The sequence below is a fragment of the Candidatus Lariskella endosymbiont of Hedychridium roseum genome (assembly GCF_964020185.1).
GTDB lineage: Bacteria > Pseudomonadota > Alphaproteobacteria > Rickettsiales > Midichloriaceae > Lariskella.
Genome location: NZ_OZ026538.1, coordinates 864,727 through 886,464, shown reverse-complemented (window position 1 = coordinate 886,464; position 21,738 = coordinate 864,727). Strand labels below are relative to the sequence as shown.

Annotated in this window: 15 protein-coding genes, 1 tRNA gene and 3 pseudogenes; 9 read left to right on the top strand and 10 right to left on the bottom strand. The window is 35.9% G+C overall.

The window, feature by feature from the left end; translation table 11 throughout:
* Positions 1-109 precede the first annotated feature (109 nt).
* The 3 genes from AACK98_RS04510 (at position 110) to AACK98_RS04500 (ending at position 4,415) form a co-directional block, all read left to right on the top strand.
* Entirely contained in the window at positions 110-2,380 is a 2,271-nt protein-coding gene (locus tag AACK98_RS04510; RefSeq protein ID WP_339040308.1) for an NADP-dependent malic enzyme, read from the top strand.
* Positions 2,381-2,726: 346 nt separating this feature from the next.
* Entirely contained in the window at positions 2,727-3,617 is an 891-nt protein-coding gene (locus AACK98_RS04505) for a polyprenyl synthetase family protein (protein ID WP_339040307.1), read from the top strand.
* Positions 3,618-4,338: 721 nt separating this feature from the next.
* Positions 4,339-4,415, top strand: a tRNA-Arg gene (locus AACK98_RS04500).
* 477 nt (positions 4,416-4,892) lie between these two features.
* Here the strand turns inward: AACK98_RS04500 and tnpA (AACK98_RS04495) are convergent.
* From tnpA (AACK98_RS04495) to AACK98_RS04465, 7 genes and pseudogenes are all read right to left on the bottom strand, one after another.
* A pseudogene (gene tnpA, locus AACK98_RS04495) lies at positions 4,893-5,294 on the bottom strand (IS200/IS605 family transposase); the annotation flags it as partial.
* A gap of 124 nt (positions 5,295-5,418) precedes the next feature.
* A pseudogene (locus AACK98_RS04490) lies at positions 5,419-6,412 on the bottom strand (IS481 family transposase).
* Positions 6,413-6,642: 230 nt separating this feature from the next.
* Positions 6,643-7,011, bottom strand: a complete 369-nt coding sequence (locus AACK98_RS04485) for an IS1 family transposase (protein ID WP_339042594.1) — start codon at positions 7,009-7,011, stop codon at positions 6,643-6,645.
* Positions 6,918-7,301, bottom strand: coding sequence for a hypothetical protein (locus AACK98_RS04480; RefSeq protein ID WP_339040305.1), 384 nt, complete (start codon positions 7,299-7,301; stop codon positions 6,918-6,920). Before AACK98_RS04480 ends, AACK98_RS04485 begins: the two co-directional genes overlap by 94 nt.
* A gap of 993 nt (positions 7,302-8,294) precedes the next feature.
* Entirely contained in the window at positions 8,295-8,717 is a 423-nt protein-coding gene (locus AACK98_RS04475) for a flagellar hook-basal body complex protein FliE (RefSeq protein WP_339040303.1), read from the bottom strand.
* Positions 8,718-8,728: 11 nt separating this feature from the next.
* Positions 8,729-9,208: a flagellar basal body rod protein FlgC gene (gene flgC / locus AACK98_RS04470; protein WP_339040301.1), complete on the bottom strand. Its 480-nt coding sequence runs from the start codon at positions 9,206-9,208 to the stop codon at positions 8,729-8,731.
* Positions 9,209-9,212: 4 nt separating this feature from the next.
* A complete protein-coding gene (locus tag AACK98_RS04465; protein ID WP_339040299.1) occupies positions 9,213-9,671 on the bottom strand; it encodes a hypothetical protein in 459 nt (152 codons plus the stop codon).
* 484 nt (positions 9,672-10,155) lie between these two features.
* Here AACK98_RS04465 and dnaK point away from each other — a divergent pair, with 484 nt between their 5' ends.
* A complete protein-coding gene (dnaK, locus tag AACK98_RS04460; RefSeq protein WP_339040297.1) occupies positions 10,156-12,072 on the top strand; it encodes a molecular chaperone DnaK in 1,917 nt (638 codons plus the stop codon).
* 400 nt (positions 12,073-12,472) lie between these two features.
* Here the strand turns inward: dnaK and tnpA (AACK98_RS04455) are convergent.
* Together tnpA (AACK98_RS04455) and AACK98_RS04450 are read right to left on the bottom strand one after the other, a co-directional pair.
* Positions 12,473-12,874: pseudogene (gene tnpA / locus AACK98_RS04455) on the bottom strand (IS200/IS605 family transposase); the annotation flags it as partial.
* Between the two features lie 198 nt (positions 12,875-13,072).
* Positions 13,073-13,252, bottom strand: a complete 180-nt coding sequence (locus AACK98_RS04450; RefSeq protein WP_339040228.1) for a hypothetical protein — start codon at positions 13,250-13,252, stop codon at positions 13,073-13,075.
* Between the two features lie 360 nt (positions 13,253-13,612).
* Here AACK98_RS04450 and AACK98_RS04445 point away from each other — a divergent pair, with 360 nt between their 5' ends.
* Together AACK98_RS04445 and AACK98_RS04440 are read left to right on the top strand one after the other, a co-directional pair.
* Complete coding sequence (locus AACK98_RS04445; RefSeq protein ID WP_339040232.1) at positions 13,613-14,020, top strand: IS1 family transposase; 408 nt, start codon at positions 13,613-13,615, stop codon at positions 14,018-14,020.
* Positions 14,021-14,601: 581 nt separating this feature from the next.
* Complete coding sequence (locus tag AACK98_RS04440; protein ID WP_339040295.1) at positions 14,602-16,326, top strand: protein-disulfide reductase DsbD family protein; 1,725 nt, start codon at positions 14,602-14,604, stop codon at positions 16,324-16,326.
* 631 nt (positions 16,327-16,957) lie between these two features.
* Here the strand turns inward: AACK98_RS04440 and AACK98_RS04435 are convergent.
* Positions 16,958-17,317 carry an outer membrane protein gene (locus AACK98_RS04435; RefSeq protein ID WP_339040293.1) on the bottom strand — a complete coding sequence of 120 codons (360 nt, stop codon included), beginning with the start codon at positions 17,315-17,317 and terminating at the stop codon, positions 16,958-16,960.
* Between the two features lie 439 nt (positions 17,318-17,756).
* On the opposite strand from AACK98_RS04435, the gene AACK98_RS04430 reads away from it, so the two are divergent.
* The 3 genes from AACK98_RS04430 to clpB all read left to right on the top strand — a co-directional run bounded on the left by AACK98_RS04430 (position 17,757) and on the right by clpB (position 21,647).
* Positions 17,757-18,140: a hypothetical protein gene (locus AACK98_RS04430; protein WP_339040291.1), complete on the top strand. Its 384-nt coding sequence runs from the start codon at positions 17,757-17,759 to the stop codon at positions 18,138-18,140.
* Positions 18,044-18,415: an IS1 family transposase gene (locus AACK98_RS04425; RefSeq protein ID WP_339042592.1), complete on the top strand. Its 372-nt coding sequence runs from the start codon at positions 18,044-18,046 to the stop codon at positions 18,413-18,415. Before AACK98_RS04430 ends, AACK98_RS04425 begins: the two co-directional genes overlap by 97 nt.
* 649 nt (positions 18,416-19,064) lie before the next feature.
* On the top strand, positions 19,065-21,647 hold the full coding sequence (gene clpB / locus AACK98_RS04420) for an ATP-dependent chaperone ClpB (RefSeq protein ID WP_339040289.1): 2,583 nt from the start codon (positions 19,065-19,067) through the stop codon (positions 21,645-21,647).
* Positions 21,648-21,738: the final 91 nt, after the last annotated feature.

Genomic DNA, 21,738 nt, shown 5'->3' with positions numbered 1-21,738 from the left:
AAATATAGGTGAGCATTTTTAGTGCGAATTTTCAACTTCAACTCGTAATTTTAAGCGAGCAATTGCTCTTTTTGCAAATAATAAATAATATTCATCAGGAATAATCTGCATGACAATCAAATCACAGCATTCTGCTATAGGAAAAGAAGCGTTGGAATTTCACTCTCGCTCTAAGAAGGGGAAGCTCTCTGTGTATGCACATAAACCACTTAAAAATCAAAAGGATCTCTCTCTTGCTTACTCGCCTGGAGTTGCTGCGCCTTGCATAGAGATACAGAATAATCCTGGTTCTGCTTTTGATTACACATCTAAAGGCAATTTTGTAGCTGTTATCACAAATGGAACGGCGGTACTTGGGCTTGGAAATCTTGGTGCACTGGCGTCAAAGCCTGTAATGGAAGGAAAAGCTGCGCTATTTAAAAGGTTTGCTGATATAGATGCTATAGATATTGAAGTTGATACTCAGGATCCAGAAACTTTTATACAAGTTGTTAAGCATATAGCACTTACCTGGGGTGGGATAAACCTTGAAGATATTAAAGCTCCAGAATGCTTTATTATTGAACAAAAACTAAAAGAGCTAGTTGATGTCCCAGTTTTTCACGATGATCAGCATGGCACAGCAATAGTTACAGCTGCGGGTCTTGTGAATGCAGCGCATGTTACAGGCAGGAATTTTCAAGATATGAAAATTGTTGTTAACGGGGCAGGGGCTGCAGCCATTGCTTGTATAGAGCTGCTAAAGACTATGGGCATGCAGGATGATAATGTTATTATGTGTGATACTCAAGGCGTTATATATAAAGGCAGAACTTCTGGTATGAATCAATGGAAAGAAAAACATGCAAATAAAGTTACGAATGCAAGAACTTTAGCTGAAGCACTTGTTGGAGCGGATATATTTTTAGGACTTTCAGTGAAGAATGCGGTAACAAAAGAGATGATACTGAGCATGAGTAAAAAGCCGATCGTCTTTGCAATGGCTAATCCAGACCCTGAGATTACACCAGAAGAAGTTTTTAGTGTATGTCCGGATGCGATAACAGCGACTGGACGCTCTGACTATCATAATCAGGTTAATAATGTCATGTGTTTTCCTTATATTTTCAGGGGAGCGCTTGATACTCAAGCAACTACCATAAATGAGGAAATGAAAATAGCTGCTGTGCATGCGATCGCAACGCTTGCAAGGCAGGATGTATCTGAAGAAGTTGTGGCTGCATATCCTGGGAGGAAACATAAGTATGGCCACAGCTATATCATTCCAACTCCATTCGACTCAAGATTAATACAAGAGGTTTCTGCTGCTGTCGCAGAGGCAGCAATGAAAACAGGCGTTGCGAGGAAGCAAATAGATAATATTTATCAATATAAAAGAGAGCTTGCTGCTAGACTTAACCCAGGTGCAGATATTATTAATCGTTTTTTTGCGACGCTGCAGCAAAAGCCACAGAGTGTAATCTTTGCACATGGCGAGGAAGAGCAAATGATAAAAGCTGCTATGTATTGGCAGATTAATAAATATGGTAAAGCAATTTTAGTTGGAAAAGAACACAAAATAAAACCATTAATACTGAGCATTAATCCAGATATTGCTCCGGATCACTTTTTAATTATAGACCCCAAAAAGCATCATAACACTAAACTGTATACTGATGACCTATATGCAAGGATCCAAAGGGCTGGCTTATCATATGATGATTGTGTTAGATTGCTTATGAATGATAGCACAGTTTTTGCAACTGAAATGCTAAAGCATAGAGAGGCAGATGCAATGGTTGCAGGATTAACAGAAGGGTATCTGGAATCCATCAATAAAACACTTCTAGTGACTGATAAAATTCCAGACCAGATGTTGTTTGCTCTTGCTATGATGATAAAAGGTGATCGTGTTATATTTATAGCGGATATTGCAATACATGAAGAGCCAACTCCTAAGGAAATGGCACAGATTGCAATACAAGCTGCAAGAGCAGTCAAACAGCTAGGACATATTCCAAGAGTTGCATTTGTATCATCTTCCACATTTGGTCAACCTAATAGAAAATGTGTCAGTAAGGTTAAAGAAGCTCTTTTCATTATGGGTGAAAAAGGTTTAGACTTTGAATATGATGGTGATCTTGCTGCAAATGTTGCAATTAATAGTGAATTATTAAAGTTATATCCATTCTGTAGGTTGTCTGGTCCTGCTAATATCTTGATAACACCAGACTTGGGTAGTGCGCATATATCTTACAGATTACTCGAAGAGTTTGGTGAGGCAACAGTGATAGGTCCTGTGTTATGTGGTTTGGGTAAATCAGTGCAAATCGTTAGAATAGGTGCAACAGCAGGTGATATATTAGATGCGGCGGCTGTTGCTGCGGCAAGAGATCTATGAAAAACGATTTAAAGTGTTCATTATGTAGTTGTATGCATCATCACTCTAAGAAGCTGAGGATTTATATCGGCACGCAAGCAATGATGATGCACCGAAAGTCCAGCAGAAAAAGTGGTAAAAACCTTATGGATTTTGTTAAGTAGTATTTGCAAGTATCGGAAATTGATATATCTGAACTAAATATGTGCGAAAAACTTGTATATATGTATTTCGAAAATTGGCGTTTCTTAAAGACTGCTAGTTATGTATGGATTATACACATGCTCCCTTGGTTTTTTCTAGCTCTTTTTGAAGTCTAGCTTTGTATCAAAATCCGAAATTCCAACTCTTCATTGATCAGAGGTATATGTATAATCTGAATGAAGTACTTAGTTCCACAGCAATAGCGGTGGATGAGATTATATCTGCCATCATTGGCAATTGTTATGATATCGCGTGTCCTGTGCTAGTTGAGTCTATGCGCTATTCTTCTCTTGGTGCTGGAAAAAAGGTCAGAGCATTTTTAGTGATAAACTCAGCTGCCATGTTTGGTTTTACTGAGAAAGCTTCGGTTTATGCAGCTTCTGCTATAGAGATGGTACATTCTTATTCACTCATTCATGATGACCTTCCATGTATGGATAATAGTGATATTAGAAGAGGTAAGGATAGCTGTCATAAGCGTTATGGAAAAGCAACAGCACTTTTAGCTGGAAATGCACTGCTAACGCTTGCATTCGAAGTATTATCCACGGAAGAAGTTTCGAAAGATCCTGCTATAAGGATGCATTTGATCAAAACGTTAGCAAGGTCAATTGGCTTCTGTGGAATGCTTTCTGGTCAAGCAATGGATATACTTAGTGCTGATCAAAATCTTACATTTCAAGAGATTCTTAAATTACAAGAGATGAAGACAGGTAAGCTTTTTATGGCATCTTGTGAATTTGGCGCTATTTTGGCAAAAGCACCAGAGACTTTAGTGCAAAAAGTTAGGGAGTATGCAAAATTCATAGGTCTTGCTTTTCAAATTAAAGATGATCTTCTTGATATATCAGGCAGCAGGCATTCTATAGGTAAGGAAGTAAATAAAGACATAGAGCTTAACAAGGTTACATCAGTATCATATTTAGGAGAAGATGGAGCTACAAAATATCTTATTGAGCTGAAAGAAAAAGCTGTGGAATCATTAAATGATTTCGGAAATTCTGCATTACCACTGATTTATCTAGCTAATTTTATAGCAAGCAGAGAAAGTTGATAAATACAAAATCCAACAAATAAAGAGCTGAAAAAATTGCCTGAACTCTGTAATATCACAGGTATACACGGCAGAAATCGTTGAATTTTATATTTCGAAAACTTTAGAAAGAACGCTCATGACTCGATTTTCAAAACATTTAGACAAATTATAAATTATTTTATAATTGGCAACTCGCGTTTATGTATTGTCACGATAAAGTTCAAATTTTGTTTTGCTTGTGATGTTTTGAATTAGTACGTGCCGCGCACCAAAGGTCTCGTAAGCGGTATAAAATGACGTTTAGAATGCCAAAATAGTGTTTTAAATCCGTAAGGAAATGTTATAATAAGCGCAAGAAACTTACGGATTTTGTGAGAGTAGTGTTTGCGCGTGGCACAGGACCAATTAATATATCCAGAAATTAGCGCAGGGCTGAGTCCTGTGCTAATTTTTGCACATTTCATTTCTCCACAAAAATTTATTTGTTTGCGTATATCAATTTTTGGCGGATAGACGAATTAAAAGCTAGAGCTTGCTTGCATTATAATAAAAACCCTGCTACAATTGCTTCTGCTTTCTCTATAGCACTTTTGCTTGTGTGGCATGTGAGTCTTCCAGTTATCTTGATGGATTTTATAGTGTTTCAAGCAAAGTATTCGATTACCTGTACTATTTGTTGACTGCATTGCTTTTTGCAATGTTGATACGTTTTTGTTGTTTTATTACATCTCTATTGCTTGTGCCCGTAGCTCAGCTGGACAGAGCAACAGCCTTCTAAGCTGTGGGTCGAAGGTTCGAATCCTTCCGGGCACACCATCTATTTTTCTAGTTTTAAGTCGTCTGTGTCACAATTCTAAGGGTCGCTGAGTTTATATTAGTTGGTACGTGCGCCGGAAGTCTCAGAAGCTGCATAAAATAGTGTTTAGAATTGGAAAATAGTATTTTCAATCCGTAAGAAAATGTTATAATAAGCGCAAAAACTTACGGATTTTTGCAGCAAGCATCACATTCACATTTTTGAATATTCCATTGCCATTTGAAAAGCGCTTGAGTACTTTTTCAAGAGTGTACAAGTCGTATAATGCTAGTTATACCAGAATTCCATCCATGAATGAGACTAGATGAGTAATGCCACTGATTTAGACTTTTGGCTGATGGACTATATAAAGTGTGAATTTTAAGATAAAAAATCTGTAGAAGTCAAGATTTGATCTTACAGACAGTTATCAATTACTACCGGCTAAAGCGCGGTAGTTTGTGTAACGCTTGCAAAGCAGATTAAAAGCGTAAACGCTAAAACTCTGATATTCTAAAATCATCTTTTTTGTGATGTTCCTCATGCTGTTCTATATATTTTTGCACTTCTTCTGAATTCACATTGCCAACTGTCACAACAAAATACCCTCTGGCCCAAAGATGTTGTCCCCAATACCGCTTACGGAGCAGTGCAAATTCCTGTAGCAACTTACGACTACTTATACCTTTAATATATTGCACAGCTTTAGATATTGATATACTAGGCGGAACCAATGCTAATATATGTACGTGATCAGGACTCATACTGCCACTAATTATATTTATGTAATTAGCAGCACATATTTCTCGGATTACTTCCCTAGTTCTAATCGCAACTTGCCCAGTTAAAACTCTATACCTATACTTAGTACAAAATACTATATGATACTTTAGGTCATATAGGCTGTGGGATCATCTCCTATATTCCATTCGTCCTCCCTTAGCACATTTCCTAGATAACTAATACTAAAGTGTTCGCCTAAAGGCGAGGGTGTTAACCATATCACATATAACTACATAAATTTTATATCTGCTTGTCAGTTAAGTTTTGACTGTCAGATATGTAACTGAGATACAAGATTTCATTATTCTTTTCCACAGCTAACTTTTTACTATCCAAAAAAGTTTGCATAGGTGTTTTTCTATAACAATATTTACCAGAATGAGGTCTTTCATTGTTGAAATATTCTAACCAAATATCAAGATCTAATTGCAAGTCATCCAATGATGTATAAATCTTTTTACGCATAGCTGTATCAAAGAATTCTTGTTTCATAGTTTTATTAAAACGTTCACACATACCATTAGTTTGAGGTGAATATGCTTTAGTTGTTGTATGCTCTATACCTTCTATACTGAGAAATAACTCAAAAGCATGATGTTCTATATTTCCCTTATATTCTCCTCCACGATCTGTAAGAATACGAAGCATCGGTATCCCTTGACTCTCATACCATGGTAACACTCGATCATTTAGCATATCAGCAGCAGTAATCGCAGTTTTGTCAGTATACAGTTTAGCATCAGCAAATCTACTGTAGCTATCAATAAATACCTGAGCATAAACCTTTCCTATCCCTTTGAAATTGCCTACATAATATGTGTCTTGGCAACCTAAATAACCTGGATGTTGTGTCTCAATTTCTCCATGTGCTTCTTTTTCATTACGGCGTTTCTCTAGTACTTGCAGCTGTGCTTCGGTCAATATAATACCATCTTGGGCCATCTTAGCTTCTAAGGCTTTCAATCTTTTATTGATATTATTCAAATCATTACGTAACCAAATCGATCTTACTCCTCCAGGAGAAACAAGTATACCACTCTTCTTCAGCTCATTTGATACTCTAAGTTGTCCATATGCTGTACTCCATCGCCATATCAACTACTGCTTTTTCTACTGCAGGATCTACTCTATTAGCGATTATTGGCTTCTTGCGACTTATCTCGTATAGCGCTTCTTCTCCTCCTGTTTCATATAGTTCTTTAAATCTGTAATAGCTATCTCTACTATAACACATTGCCTTACATGCAGATTATATACTACCAAGGCTTTTTGCCAATTCAAGTAAACCTAGTTTCGGTTTGATGATTTTTTGATTTAAGTTCATTGCTTACCTCCATTTAATAACTAATTTAATTTACTAAATGTAAGATAAAATGTCGACTAATACAATTTATATGGGTGCTTCAAATAGCACAGTAACTAATAGTACCACATCTTATTTTGATATTAATTTTTCGAGAGTTTTCACATAAAGATAGATAAGATCTGTTCTTGATATTGTTTGAATATTTGTGTAATAGTAAGAGCGCACCAAAGCTTGATGGATCCGTATACCATTGACTCTTTTTTAGAAACGATTTTAGTGCGCCGTGTCATTCGGCATAAATGATGTCGCGTGTTGCTATTATCTCTCTCGATACATACTGTGCCAGACTTTCCAATTGTATGACGCTCTTTGGGTAAAATTTTAGAAAAAGCATCCCAATCATCCGTATAAAAATGACATTCTTTCAGATGACTCACTTTGTTGTAGAGCTTTTGGAATGTTGCAGTATCACGATTGCCTGTAACCCAGGCAACTGTTCTCCTTGTACTACGATCAACTGCCTTAATGATCCAAAGCTTGTTTTTTTTGAACCAATAAAATGCCACATCTCGTCGAATTCCATCTCCATAATATCCGAAGAGACAACTGGCTCCTGAGTCTTGCCCATCGCCTCTACTACCCAGCGATAAATTATGGACGGCGAATGCCCTAATATCTTGCCTAACATAGAAAAAGAGCCATTACCAAGACTATATAGCATAACGCATAATGCTTTCTTAACAGCTGTTTGAGGCTTCTTGCCCAGATCGCCCTCAACAAAATTTAGAACATGATCTGCACTTATAACGCTGTACACCCCCTCACAATGCCATTCTTTACAAAGACATCAGAGCAACATCCCTTACAACAAACCATAAAACCACTCTTTAGTTTTTAAAAAAGTGATCATATCATACTTCTATCTAATTGTGAAAACTCTCAATTTTTCTTCTAATATGAGTTATCATGAGATGATTAATATTATTTCTGACATTATAGAAAGCCATAATGGCATTGGAGGTTATTAATTTGAAGTACTGCTAATCCTTTATTGCTTTGATTTTTGCATTCGATGATGCTTTGAGTTGCTGCAGGGCTTACTTGAGTTTGCTACTGCAGTCACTCTTTTATATTAAGTTTGGTGGTAATATTGTAGCGCGATAAATAATACCTCGCCTTTGCCTTTGATATATAGCTAACTAACTAACCATAAAATACGCATGTTAAACATTTGTCTTGTTGATAAATTTAGTATCCGCTTTTCGTCTGTAATATAGCGACATTACTGCATTGCAAACAAATAAAATTTATCCAAAAAATATATCGTTTTTCATACTCATTTTATGGTTAGTTAGCTATAGGTCTTGATCAGTATACCAAAGGCAAAGGCAGCAGAACTCTTACTACCCTACCAGTTCAATATATGAAATAACCTTTTTGCTTAGCTCAAGTGAATAATAGCAGCCCATATCACTCAATAACATACTCTTATTTATTTCACAGATAATATAGTACATCCGCCAAAAATTGATTTGCGCAAGCAAATAAATAGTTAAATGTGCAAAAATTAGCCTAGGATTTGGCTCTGCGCTAATTTTTGGATATATAATTTGTCTGATACTTAAAAATACTACTTTCACAAAATCCGTAAGTTTTTTGCGTTTATTATAACATTTTCTTACGGATTTAAAGCGCTATTTTTGCGCCCCAAGCGCCATTTTATGCGCGCTTTCGAGACTTTTTGCGCGCGTAACAATCTAGACTACAATATTAACTTATAATAACTACCTGTTTTTACTATAATACTACATCAAAGTGGCATCTTCAGAATTTCCTGATATGCATTTATAAAACGATCCCGCAGTCCTATCATTTTTAATAGGACAATTTCAGATTCATTAACAGCACCCATAACTTCTGCTATCGAAGTGTTTTCTTCTATAGCGCTAACGGTTTTTCTTTCTGCTTTTTTTAACTTGCTAATATAGTCCTTTCTTGCAAGACTGAGCAACTCAGGAAAACTTGCTGGACCTACAGATTTGGATATAGAAAGCCCTGATTTATCTATTTGCAGAGCGGCACTAGCATTTTGTATAGCTGCTACTGTATTAGAATTCAGCTTTCCTGGTTTGTTGCCAAAATTCCCAGCAGCGCTTTTAATACTTGCTCCAAGAGCCTTTTTATAGGCATTTGCAGCTTGCAGGTGTGACGTTACACTTGATATTGTACTCATAAAAACTCACATCATTTAATCAATTCAATCAGCTTATGTTGATTTGATTTAGTAATCTCAAAAGCACTAAGATTAGCTTCAAAACTTCTTTGAGCTTCTTTGGCATCAACCGTTTCAATAGCAAGGTGAACATTTGGATATTTGACATACCCACGCTCGTCTGCAGCAGGATGGGATGGCTGATATTTTAGCATGAAGTCACTACTATCATGGCTTATCCTTTCTACGCTAACAATTTCAGTTTTTGCGTCTTCATTGAACTCGTTCTTAAAAAATATTATCTTCCTTCTATATGGATCTTGATCCTGTGTAATGCCAGTGACTTCCATATTTGCAAGATTCTGAGCAATAATCTTTAACCTTTCGCTTTGCGCGTGCATACCAGATACAGATATTCTGGAAGCAGCAGTTAAAGTATCAACCTCTCCAAACGCAATACAATGCAGCGCAATCGATACAACATAAGTATATAAGAATACAGTAACTTTCATAACGCTACTTTACTCCTCCAGTTATTGCTATTTTCATCAATGTTCGTGCCTTGCTATATAAATTTGCAGCTTCCTGCATAGCAGAAGCATTCTCATTCTTTTGCATCATTTCATGTTCAAGGTGCACAGCATTGCCATTAGGTTTAAGTTCAATAATCTTACCATCTTCCAAATCATATCTCGTCCCAGTTTCATAAGCAATATGCATAGGATCTGTAACACTTAACTCAAAACTTGGGATATCGGATCTATTGCGCGATAAATCCTTAGGCTTAAAATTTGGAGTATCAGCATTCGCTATATTTTTTGAGAGGACCATATCTCGATCACTCAAGAACTGCATATACTGCTGTATATATTCCAGATCTTCTCCATAGCACTTGCCATAAGCAAATAATAGAGAAGCAATAAAAGAGTATTTGACAAGCCTCAGAAATTTTGCACAAAAAGTACATTGGAACATAACACTTTGCTCAACTTTATGGTGTATACAACTAGTATATTGGCAACATTTGATTCTTACAATCACTTTGTTAAGTGATACATTCACAAATGCTGTATGACGTTAATTCTTTACTTTTTAAAACAAGTTACAAATTAGTTTTATAATTGCCAACTCATATTTATTTAGTATGGCACGGTTAACAGTATCATTGTTCCCTTTATTTCATATTAAACCATATTAAACGGATACATCTCAGGTAAATGAAGAGTTGGTATGAGACTTCAAAAAGAGCTAAAAAGAATGAGAATACATGCTGTATACAAAATACATAAGGAGCTTTTTTATGATGCCAATTTTGAAAAGTATGACAAGTATACTTGCAAAAACTACAAAATATAGTCTATTGCATGTTTAGAAATTCACTAGTTGGCTACTTGTATCTTCAAAAAAATACACTATATGAATTTGAAAAGTGATTTTCTCAAGAGAGGTATAAAGTATAATGGGTACAGTAATAGGTATAGATCTTGGCACAACAAATTCATGCGTTGCCATAATGGACGGGAAATCCGCCAAAGTTATAGAGAATTCAGAAGGTGCACGCACAACACCTTCAGTAGTAGCATTTACAAAAAATGGTGAAAAGTTAGTAGGACAGCCTGCAAAGAGACAAGCTGTTACTAATCCAGAGAATACTGTATTTGCTGCAAAAAGATTAATAGGCAGGCAGTTTGATGATCAAAAATCTAAGGAATTAAATTCTAAAGTTGCCTTCAAGATAGTAAAGGCAAAAAATGGAGACGCTTGGGTTGAAGCTAAAGGTGAAGCTATGTCTCCTAGTCAAATAAGCGCTATGGTTCTCCAAAAGATGAAAGAAACTGCGGAAAGTTACCTAGGACAAAAAGTTACAGATGCTGTAATCACAGTTCCTGCGTATTTTAACGACTCACAAAGACAAGCAACAAAAGACGCTGGTCAAATTGCTGGCTTAAATGTTCTCAGAATAATCAATGAGCCTACTGCTGCTGCGCTTGCATATGGCCTTGATAAGGCTGGCTCTAAAACTGTTGCAATTTATGATTTGGGTGGTGGTACATTTGACGTATCTATCCTAGAGATTGGCGATGGCGTATTTGAAGTAAAATCTACTAACGGTGATACTTTTTTAGGCGGTGAAGATTTTGACTTGCGAATACTACAATATCTTTGTGATGAATTCAAAAATGATACTGGTGTAGATTTGATGAAAGATCAGATGGCACTACAAAGGTTAAAAGAAGCAGCTGAGAAGGCTAAAATAGAACTATCTAGTGCGATGGAAACTGAGATAAATCTACCTTATATTACTGCTGACGCAAGCGGACCTAAGCACATGCATATTAAGTTGACACGTGCTAAATTTGAAAATCTTGTTGATGAGTTTATTAATAGAACTATAGCTCCTTGTAAAGCTGCATTAAAAGATGCTGGCATTAATGCAAGCGATATTGATGAAGTTGTATTAGTAGGTGGCATGACACGCATGCCAAAGGTGATAGAAAAGGTTCGAGAATTTTTTGGAAAAGAGCCTCATAAAGGTGTAAATCCTGATGAAGTAGTAGCAATTGGTGCTGCAATTCAAGGTGCAGTCCTAAGTGGCGATGTGAAAGACGTAGTACTTCTGGACGTAACACCGCTTTCTATTGGTATTGAGACATTAGGCGGTATATTTACTCCATTAATAGAGCGTAATACTACAATTCCTACAAAAAAGAGCCAAGTATTTTCAACAGCAGAAGATAATCAACATGCTGTTACCATACGTGTATTTCAAGGTGAGAGCAAAATAGCTACAAGTAACAAACTACTTGGGCAGTTCAATTTAGAAGGCATTCCTCCTGCGCAACGCGGCATGCCACAAATTGAGGTAACATTTGATGTTGATGCAAATGGTATATTACATGTGTCTGCAAAAGATAAAACAACAGGCAAAGAACAAAAAATTACGATTCAATCATCAGGTGGTCTTTCAAAAGAAGAAATTGAAAAAATGATCAAAAAAGCAGAAGCAAATGCAAGTATTGAAGAGACTAAGAAAGCCTTGATAGAAGCTAGAAACAATGCAGATAGTACAATCTATTCAACTGAGAAAACCTTAAAAGAATATGGAGATAAGATTTCTCAAGATGATAAAACATCTATAGAAAATGATATATCTGCTTTGAAAGCTGCTATAGCAACTGAAGATTTGACAGATATTCAAAACAAAACAGAAGCGTTAATACAATCATCCATGAAAATTGGTCAAGGAGTATATGGGCAGTCTGGTTCTGTTCAAGATTCTGAGAGTACAACTAATGGAGAAGAGTCATGTAACGCTACAGATGAAAAAGTTGTAGATGCTGAGTTTGAAGAAGTAAAAAATGATAAGAAGGATTAATCAATTGATATTTACTTCTGATAAATGAAGAGTTGTATTCACAACGCTATTAACAAAATACATGGCTTTGTTGCATAATGCGCAGGGCATATCCTTGAGTTTATCTGCTAAATAAACTAACAAAGCTGGTATTTCAATGGCAGATAAACTTCTTGAAGTGAGAAACTTTAGGATTTTATATGTACTGATAATGAAATAGTCTCATTATGCAACAATGCCACAATGCATGCGCGAGGATTTTGAGGGTATATTTTTAGAGTACTAGTTCCTCCATCTCACCTTCATTCTAAAGCGAAGTGCAGCCATCCAAGCAATGATATAAGAATCATTTTATCAATTACTACCGGCTAAAGCGCGGTAGTTTGTGTAACGCTTGCAAAGCAGATTAAAAGCGTAAACGCTAAAACTCTGATATTCTAAAATCATCTTTTTTGTGATGTTCCTCATGCTGTTCTATATATTTTTGCACTTCTTCTGAATTCACATTGCCAACTGTCACAACAAAATACCCTCTGGCCCAAAGATGTTGTCCCCAATACCGCTTACGGAGCAGTGCAAATTCCTGTAGCAACTTACGACTACTTATACCTTTAATATATTGCACAGCTTTAGATATTGATATACTAGGCGGAACCAATGCTAATATATGTACGTGATCAGGACTCATACTGCCACTAATTATATTTATGTAATTAGCAGCACATATTTCTCGGATTACTTCCCTAGTTCTAATCGCAACTTGCCCAGTTAAAACTCTATACCTATACTTAGTACAAAATACTATATGATACTTTAGGTCATATAGGCTGTGGGATCATCTCCTATATTCCATTCGTCCTCCCTTAGCACATTTCCTAGATAACTAATACTAAAGTGTTCGCCTAAAGGCGAGGGTCTTAACCATATCACATATAACTACATAAAATAATTGGCAACCAGTGCCCTATAAGCTTTTAAAAACCTAAGATTATAACATAGCTTGATGAGATATTAAGTATCTCTAGCGATAAAATAATACTATATTTAATCCATTATTTTCTTTTGCGACAAACATCTCAATAACTCTCAAATTATCTCTACATAATACAGCAAGATTTATGTTTTGGACCACATTCAACAACATAAAATTATATAATACTTTTGATATGTTCTTATTAAAATAAATTAGGAGAGTTTTCACAATTAGATAGAAGTATGATATGATCACTTTTTTAAAAACTAAAGAGTGGTTTTATGGTTTGTTGTAAGGGATGTTGCTCTGATATCTTTGTAAAGAATGGCATTGTGAGGGGTGTACAGCGTTATAAGTGCAGATCATGTTCTAAATTTTGTTGAGGGCGATCTGGGCAAGAAGCCTCAAACAGCTGTTAAGAAAGCATTATGCGTTATGCTATAGTCTTGGTAATGGCTCTTTTTCTATGTTAGGCAAGATATTAGGGCATTCGGCGTCCATAATTTATCGCTGGGTAGTAGAGGCGATGGGCAAGACTCAGGAGCCAGTTGTCTCTTCGGATATTATGGAGATGGAATTCGACGAGATGTGGCATTTTATTGGTTCAAAAAAAACAAGCTTTGGATCATTAAGGCAGTTGATCGTAGTACAAGGAGAACAGTTGCCTGGGTTACAGGCAATCGTGATACTGCAACATTCCAAAAGCTCTACAACAAAGTGAGTCATCTGAAAGAATGTCATTTTTATACGGATGATTGGGATGCTTTTTCTAAAATTTTACCCAAAGAGCGTCATACAATTGGAAAGTCTGGCACAGTATGTATCGAGAGAGATAATAGCAACACGCGACATCATTTATGCCGAATGACACGGCGCACTAAAATCGTTTCTAAAAAAGAGTCAATGGTATACGGATCCATCAAGCTTTGGTGCGCTCTTACTATTACACAAATATTCAAACAATATCAAGAACAGCTCTTATCTATCTTTATGTGAAAACTCTCAAAAAATATTCATGTATGACGTGATATAGATTTACCTTTTACTACGCGTAAAATCCTTGCAAAGTTTTGATAGGAATGAGATATTTGTACGAGGAAATTTTACGAGTTATGTGCTTTTAAATAGCAACTATAGATTGCTGCAACTTTTGTATTTCAAAATCAAGCAAAATATATAACTGGCTTCTATAAACTTGTAAACACAAAGGTTTCAGTGTAACTAGCTTTATCTTCTTAACATTACCTTGATATGTCGCGCAAGGTAAAGGCATGGCTCTGTTAACCAAGTAATTGTGCTGGCCAATTTCTTCGCAAATATATAAAAGTATCATGCACAGAAATTAACCTGCACTCTAAAAAATCATGCATTGCAAATCTTCGCGCGTGCACTTATTAAGGGAGTGTCATGGCGATTGTGTTATATATTAATAGTTTGTTGTGTCATAATAGCTTGCACAGCACGTTGTTCAAAGAATCCTAAAACAAATTTCTTATAAAAACCTTGAACTACACAAAATAAAAACACTAAGATCTAAAGCAACTCACTTATTTTATCCATATAAAAACATGATATATTTGTTAAATGTTAGCTTTAAGCGCATAAGTCATTTATTAGCAATTATAATATTGCTCTTTTGCACTTATAGTTCAAGAAATGTTCATGCACATATCAAACAAGCAGCAGATGTTTCAGCAAGTACGATACTATTAGACAATCAATATGTAATAATAGTGAATTTCCATTTGAACAATGAATGGAAAATTTATAGTACACATCCTGGCGATACAGGCATGCCTCCTTCTATAGAATTACTTCGTAAAAACAAGATGGATAAAGTTTTTATAAATGAAGTTATTTGGCCTCAAGCTAACAAATATGAAGAAGATGTTTCGGGTGAAGTAGTAACGTCATATGTTTATGATAAGGATTTCAGTATAATAGTAAAAATAGGGAAGGAAGAATATACAGCAACTCAAGATCTATCAATTATAGTAAAATATGCTGCTTGTAATGTAATTTGCGCTGTCTTTGAACATAAAATAGATGTGGCGCTTCCTTCTAATCATGCAAATACTCAAGCTGCAGGTAAAATTGATGTTCTTGAAATATGTTTAATCATGTTGGGAGCAATGCTTGGCGGCTTTATACTCAATTTTATGCCATGTGTATTTCCAGTTCTTTCCATAAAACTATTTGGCATTATTAAACATAGCAAAAAAGAGCATAAAGTTATTACGATGAACCTTTTATGTAATGCTATTGGTATTATATTAACATTTCTTATAATGGCAATAATTACTATATTATTTAAATCAGGAGGAAAACTGATTGGGTGGGGAATACATTTTCAGTCACCAATCTTCTTAATTGTACTAATTATCATTATGGCGCTAGTTGCAAGTAATTTATGGGGTGATTTTGAAGTGAAATTACCGAGTTTTATAAATAATAAATTTGGTCTCATAGAAATTAATAACGAGTATTTAGGCAGCGTTTTTTCAGGTGTTCTTGCTACAATACTTGCAACCCCATGCACAGCTCCATTTTTGGCAACATCTCTTGCTTTTGCACTGAGTCAGAATTTTTTGATGATCCTACTGACCTATCTTTGTATAGGGCTTGGTATGGCCATACCTTATGCAGCGCTATCAATGAAGCCAGCACTACTTTCCAAGCTACCAAAACCTGGTAATTGGATGGAGCACACAAAAAAAATTATGGCTTGCTTTGTTTTGCTAACTATTTTGTGGCTTTTTTATATATTATCTTATCATTTTAATTTGCAATCCATAGTGGCATTATGTTTTGGATTGTTTGTATTTCGAGTAGTGTTGATCAAATCTCACTATTTTAAAGCTACTATACGCTATGTTGTTCTAACTTCTGTGATATTAGCTTTTTCGCTTTTATCATATTGTGTCAACGATAACGCAAAAGATGATCAAAATATCGATGCAATATGGGAAAATTTTGACGCTGATAAGTTACAGCGCTATGTAAATAACGGACAAACTGTTTTGATTGATGTAACTGCTAGCTGGTGTGTTACTTGTAAGGTAAATAAGATAATGATTTTGGATAATAAGGATGTAATAAACATGCTTAAAAAGAAAAATGTTTTATTAATGAGAGCAGATTACACGCATAGTAATCACGAGATATCAAAGTTTCTTGTCACTCATTCACAGCATGGAATTCCGCTAAATGTAATATATGGCCCTAAAAATCTTACTGGACTAAAATTACCAATTGTGTTGACACAGGATATATTGTTTGAAGGAATTGCATCAGTTCAATAGTTTGCTTGTCGTTATGTGAGATAATACATGCGTAGGATCAGTAGATATAAGCTAGGAAGCTCATCTCAAGATCTTTATGAGTAGATGGACTTCCTGGCGCTTGCGCTGTTAATTTTTTTAGTCGTGCGCCAAAAAGCCTCAGAAGAGGTATGAAATGCTGCCATAAGTGTCAAAATAGCGCTTTAAATCCGTAAGAAAATGTTATAAAAGACTCAAAAAACTTACGGATTTTGTGAAAGTAGCATCTGCTTAAGCATAGTGCTAACTAATATATCAGAAAATTAGCCTAGAGCCGCAGCTTTAGGCTAATTTTTATACATTTCACTTCTCCACAAAAATTTATTTGCCTAGCAAATCAATTTTTGGCGGATAGACAATTTATCCTGTACTTAGCAAATGCTACTTTAAGTGCTGCCAATAAAATCTATAAGGTCTTTGGCAATTTTACCACTCTTTCTGCTGGATTTTTGGTGCATCATAATTGCTTGCAGTCAAGATAAATCATATGTCCTTTAGAGTTATGATGGGCAGACTATTTTGTCTTTGTGATAAATTTTAAGTCAGCTTATCCGTCAAAAACCCTTCAGCTTTGTTTCGATTGAAAGCTGAAGAGTTTGAAAAAATGAAGCGATTAGAAGCGGAATCCTGCACCTATGGCTATATTATGCCCAGTGAGAGAGGCTTTTTCACCTGAATCTATACTGCCAGCCCGTTTCGTTTTAGATTTCATAGACATAGAGAAGGTATAGCCAATATCAAGAAACATATTGCTTGATGTATTGTATGTTACTCCAACGCCAACTGCAGCAGTAGGCAAGTTTGCAGTCCACAGCCCTATTATTAGATGCTGATAACCAAGACCCGCTTTGATATACGGAGAAAACTGAGAAGTTGTGGCAAAGTTATATTGGCAATTTGCGAAGATACTATACTTAGTATCGCTATGATATGTTTTGTTTACATAATAGACCTCTTGCATAACCTGTTCCAAACTGTGATTTGATTGTCACTAAAACATAAAAACACTCACGTGGATCATTGTTTGGTGACGTTTTGCAAAAATCTACTCTATAAGAATTTCTACCTCAGAATGAGGTTATGCAAGAGGTCTAATATATGCCAAGATCAAGCTCTGTAGCAAAATTCTCAGTGAAGTGGTAGCCAGCAGAAAATACAGCAGTTATTCCCCTTCCTGACAAATTATTGCTTTTTTTGGAATTATTGTTTGTTTTGTCGTCGTCTAACGTTTTTATAAAAAGCATTGAGAAGCCTGTGCTTGCTTTTACATAAAACGGCTTAAATTTTTGAGAGTTTTCACAATTAGATAGAAGTATGATATGATCACTTTTTTAAAAACTAAAGAGTGGTTTTATGGTTTGTTGTAAGGGATGTTGCTCTGATGTCTTTGTAAAGAATGGCATTGTGAGGGGGTGTACAGCGTTATAAGTGCAGATCATGTTCTAAATTTTGTTGAGGGCGATCTGGGCAAGAAGCCTCAAACAGCTGTTAAGAAAGCATTATGCGTTATGCTATATAGTCTTGGTAATGGCTCTTTTTCTATGTTAGGCAAGATATTATGGCATTCGCCGTCCATAATTTATCGCTGGGTAGTAGAGGCGATGGGCAAGACTCAGGAGCCAGTTGTCTCTTCGGATATTATGGAGATGGAATTCGACGAGATGTGGCATTTTATTGGTTCAAAAAAAACAAGCTTTGGATCATTAAGGCAGTTGATCGTAGTACAAGGAGAACAGTTGCCTGGGTTACAGGCAATCGTGATACTGCAACATTCCAAAAGCTCTACAACAAAGTGAGTCATCTGAAAGAATGTCATTTTTATACGGATGATTGGGAGGCTTTTTCTAAAATTTTACCCAAAGAGCGTCATACAATTGGAAAGTCTGGCACAGTATGTATCGAGAGAGATAATAGCAACACGCGACATCATTTATGCCGAATGACACGGCGCACTAAAATCGTTTCTAAAAAAGAGTCAATGGTATACGGATCCATCAAGCTTTGGTGCGCTCTTACTATTACACAAATATTCAAACAATATCAAGAACAGATCTTATCTATCTTTATGTGAAAACTCTCAAATTTTTTAGTTTTATCGCCATCAGCTAAAGCAGTTCCAGCAAGAATAGTTGCCGCAAGAGCTGCATATGAGATCATCCCAAGATTTTTCATATAACCTTCCATATTATTGATATATTGTAAATTGAAACATTCTGAATAAGAAGAAATTAGCAATGTTTCGCACATGGAAACGCATGATAATGCGAATGAATCGCTTTTTCAAATAAATATGCAGATATTCCGCATAAAATTTTTGCATATGTTGCTTATAAATCACATAATATAAAATTTTTAGCTAATATATCATTGTTATGTCTATTTAATTTAGAGATTCTTAATAAATCCGCAGTATTTTAATGCCGCTTCTGCTGATATAAATATAGTGTATTGCATATATTAAAATCTTGTTCAGAGAAAATTTATGCATTATAGCAATGCAACAGTAGGCACTGCCTGTAAAATCAGGCATAATAATTTTTTTAGAATAGTCTCATAAAGAAGTAGCATTCTGATGATGACCAATTTTGAAAAATATGATGAATATAATCTAAAAGTATTAATGGCAAATGATTAGACATCAGATACTTGTAATAAAAAGACTTGAGTCCTATATTAATTATAAAAGCACGAAGTCTTAACAAATTTTTTGGTTTTGAGTTATGGATTTAGAAAAATTTACAGATAATAGTAAAGCTGCTATTCAACAAGCGCATGTCTCAGCTGTTTCAATGGGAAATCAGCAGCTTACGCCAGAACATCTAATGGAAGCATTGCTAAAATCTGGAGATTCCGTTGTGTTGCAGTTGCTTTCTGTTTGTTCTGTATCTCCAGAACTTATTCAATCTAAAATCAGTGAAGCGCTAGGTAAGCTCCCAAAGATCAGCGGAAGCGGTGCAAGTGGTCAGGTTTTTATATCGCAAGATATGGCAAAAGTGCTGAAAAAAGCTGAGGAGCTAGCATCAACTCATGGCGATTCATTCATAACAACTGAGCGCTTACTGCAAGCTATGGCAGAAGAGAAGGGAAGTAATATACAAAACATCTTAGATTCCTCTGGCTTAAACAGCAAAAAACTTGAATCTGCAATAAACAACTTGAGGCGCGGTAGAGTGGCAGATTCTCCAAATGCTGAGCAAACTTTCGATGCAATAAGGAAATATGCAAAAGATGTTACAGCACTTGCTGCATCAGGTAAGCTAGACCCTGTCATAGGAAGAGATGAAGAGATTAGACGTACCATTCAAGTGCTTTCTCGTAGAACAAAAAATAATCCTATACTTATAGGTGAACCAGGAGTAGGAAAGACAGCAATTATAGAAGGTCTTGCACAGAGAATTATAATGGGGGATGTCCCTGAAAGTTTAAAGAATGTAAAATTGATGGCGCTAGATCTTGGCGCGCTGATAGCTGGAGCAAAATTCCGCGGTGAGTTTGAGGAAAGGCTTAAGGCTGTGCTAAATGAAATTACACAAGCTAGTGGCGAGATAGTCTTGTTTATAGATGAAATGCATACTCTTGTCGGTGCTGGAGCTGCAGAAGGCTCTATGGACGCATCAAACTTACTGAAACCTGCTCTAGCCAGGGGAGATCTGCACTGTGTTGGCGCAACCACCCTTGGCGAATATAAGAAATATATAGAAAAAGATGCAGCTCTTGCAAGAAGATTTCAACCTGTCTATGTGAGTGAGCCAACTGTTGCAGATACAATTTCAATACTTAGAGGACTAAAGGAAAAATATGAAGTGCATCATGGAATACGAATTAATGATAGCGCAATAATTGCTGCTGCTACTCTTGCAAGCAGATACATAACAGATAGATTCCTTCCAGACAAAGCTATAGACTTGATAGACGAAGCTGCAAGCCGTTTAAGAATGCAAGTTGATAGTAAACCAGAGAAAATAGATGAACTCGATCGAAAAATTATACAGCTCAAAATAGAAGAAATGGCGCTCTCTAAAGAAGAAGATGAAGTTTCAAAAGAGAGACTAAAAAATCTTAGAAGTGAGCTTCAAAAGATGGAATCCGAATCTATGGATCTAACTAGCAAGTGGCAAAGCGAGAAATTAAAAATCAATGAGCTGAAAACTCTAAAAGAGAAACTGGATTCCGCTAGAATGTCGCTTGAGTCTGCTCAACGTTCAGGTGACTTAAATAAAGCTGGAGAAATAATGTATGGGGTTATTCCCGAGCTTGAGCAAAAAATAAAAGAATCTTCTGAAGCAAAGAAAAATACCATGTTGCAAGAATCCATATCTGATGCTGAAATTGCATCGATCGTATCAAGATGGACAGGTATTCCAGTAGACAAGATGTTGACCTCAGAGCGGGATAAACTCCTTAATATGGAGCAATATTTGGAGAAATATGTTGTTGGGCAGCATGCTGCTGTGGAATCTGTTAGTAACGCAGTGAGACGTGCAAGATCTGGTATTGCAGATCAAGAGAAGCCAATTGGTTCATTCTTGTTTTTGGGGCCAACTGGTGTTGGCAAAACTGAACTTACAAAAGCGCTTGCCATCTTTTTGTTTGACGATAAAAAAGCAATCGTCAGAATAGATATGTCAGAATATATGGAGAAGCATGCTGTTGCTAGGTTAATAGGAGCACCTCCTGGATATGTTGGCTATGAAGAAGGTGGCGTTTTGACTGAAGCAGTGAGAAGAAGGCCATATCAAGTTATTTTATTTGATGAGGTTGAAAAAGCACATCCTGAGGTGTTTAATATACTACTGCAAATGCTAGATGAGGGTAGACTTACAGATAGTAAAGGTCGTACTGTTGATTTTAGAAATACTCTTATTATTCTTACTTCTAACCTTGGAGCGGAAATTATCGCAGGACTACAGGAAAATGAGTCCATAGAGATGGCAAAGACTGGAGTAATGGAGGCTGTAAAGAGGTCTTTTAAGCCAGAGTTCATAAATAGGTTAGATGAGATAATACTATTTAACAGACTGAAGCAATCAGATATGAGCGCAATAGTTGATATACAGCTCGCCAAACTTTCTGCGCTATTAATGCAACAGAATATAAGCGTAACATTTGACGACAACTTAAAAAAATGGCTTGCAGATAGGGGTTATGATCCAACTTTTGGTGCAAGGCCACTAAAGAGAGTGATACAGCAGTATCTGCAAAATAAATTAGCAGAAAAGATTTTATCAGGAGAAATTAAAGAAAACAGTAGTATAAATGTATATATGAATGATGAAAGTTTGGTAGAGATTAAGAATAACTAGCATGTTTATATTGTTCTCTTGGTTGCTGTTTAAGTTGTGAAAAATTTTCGATTTTTTATCTGTATGCAGTGTACAAATGCTTAGTGTCGTG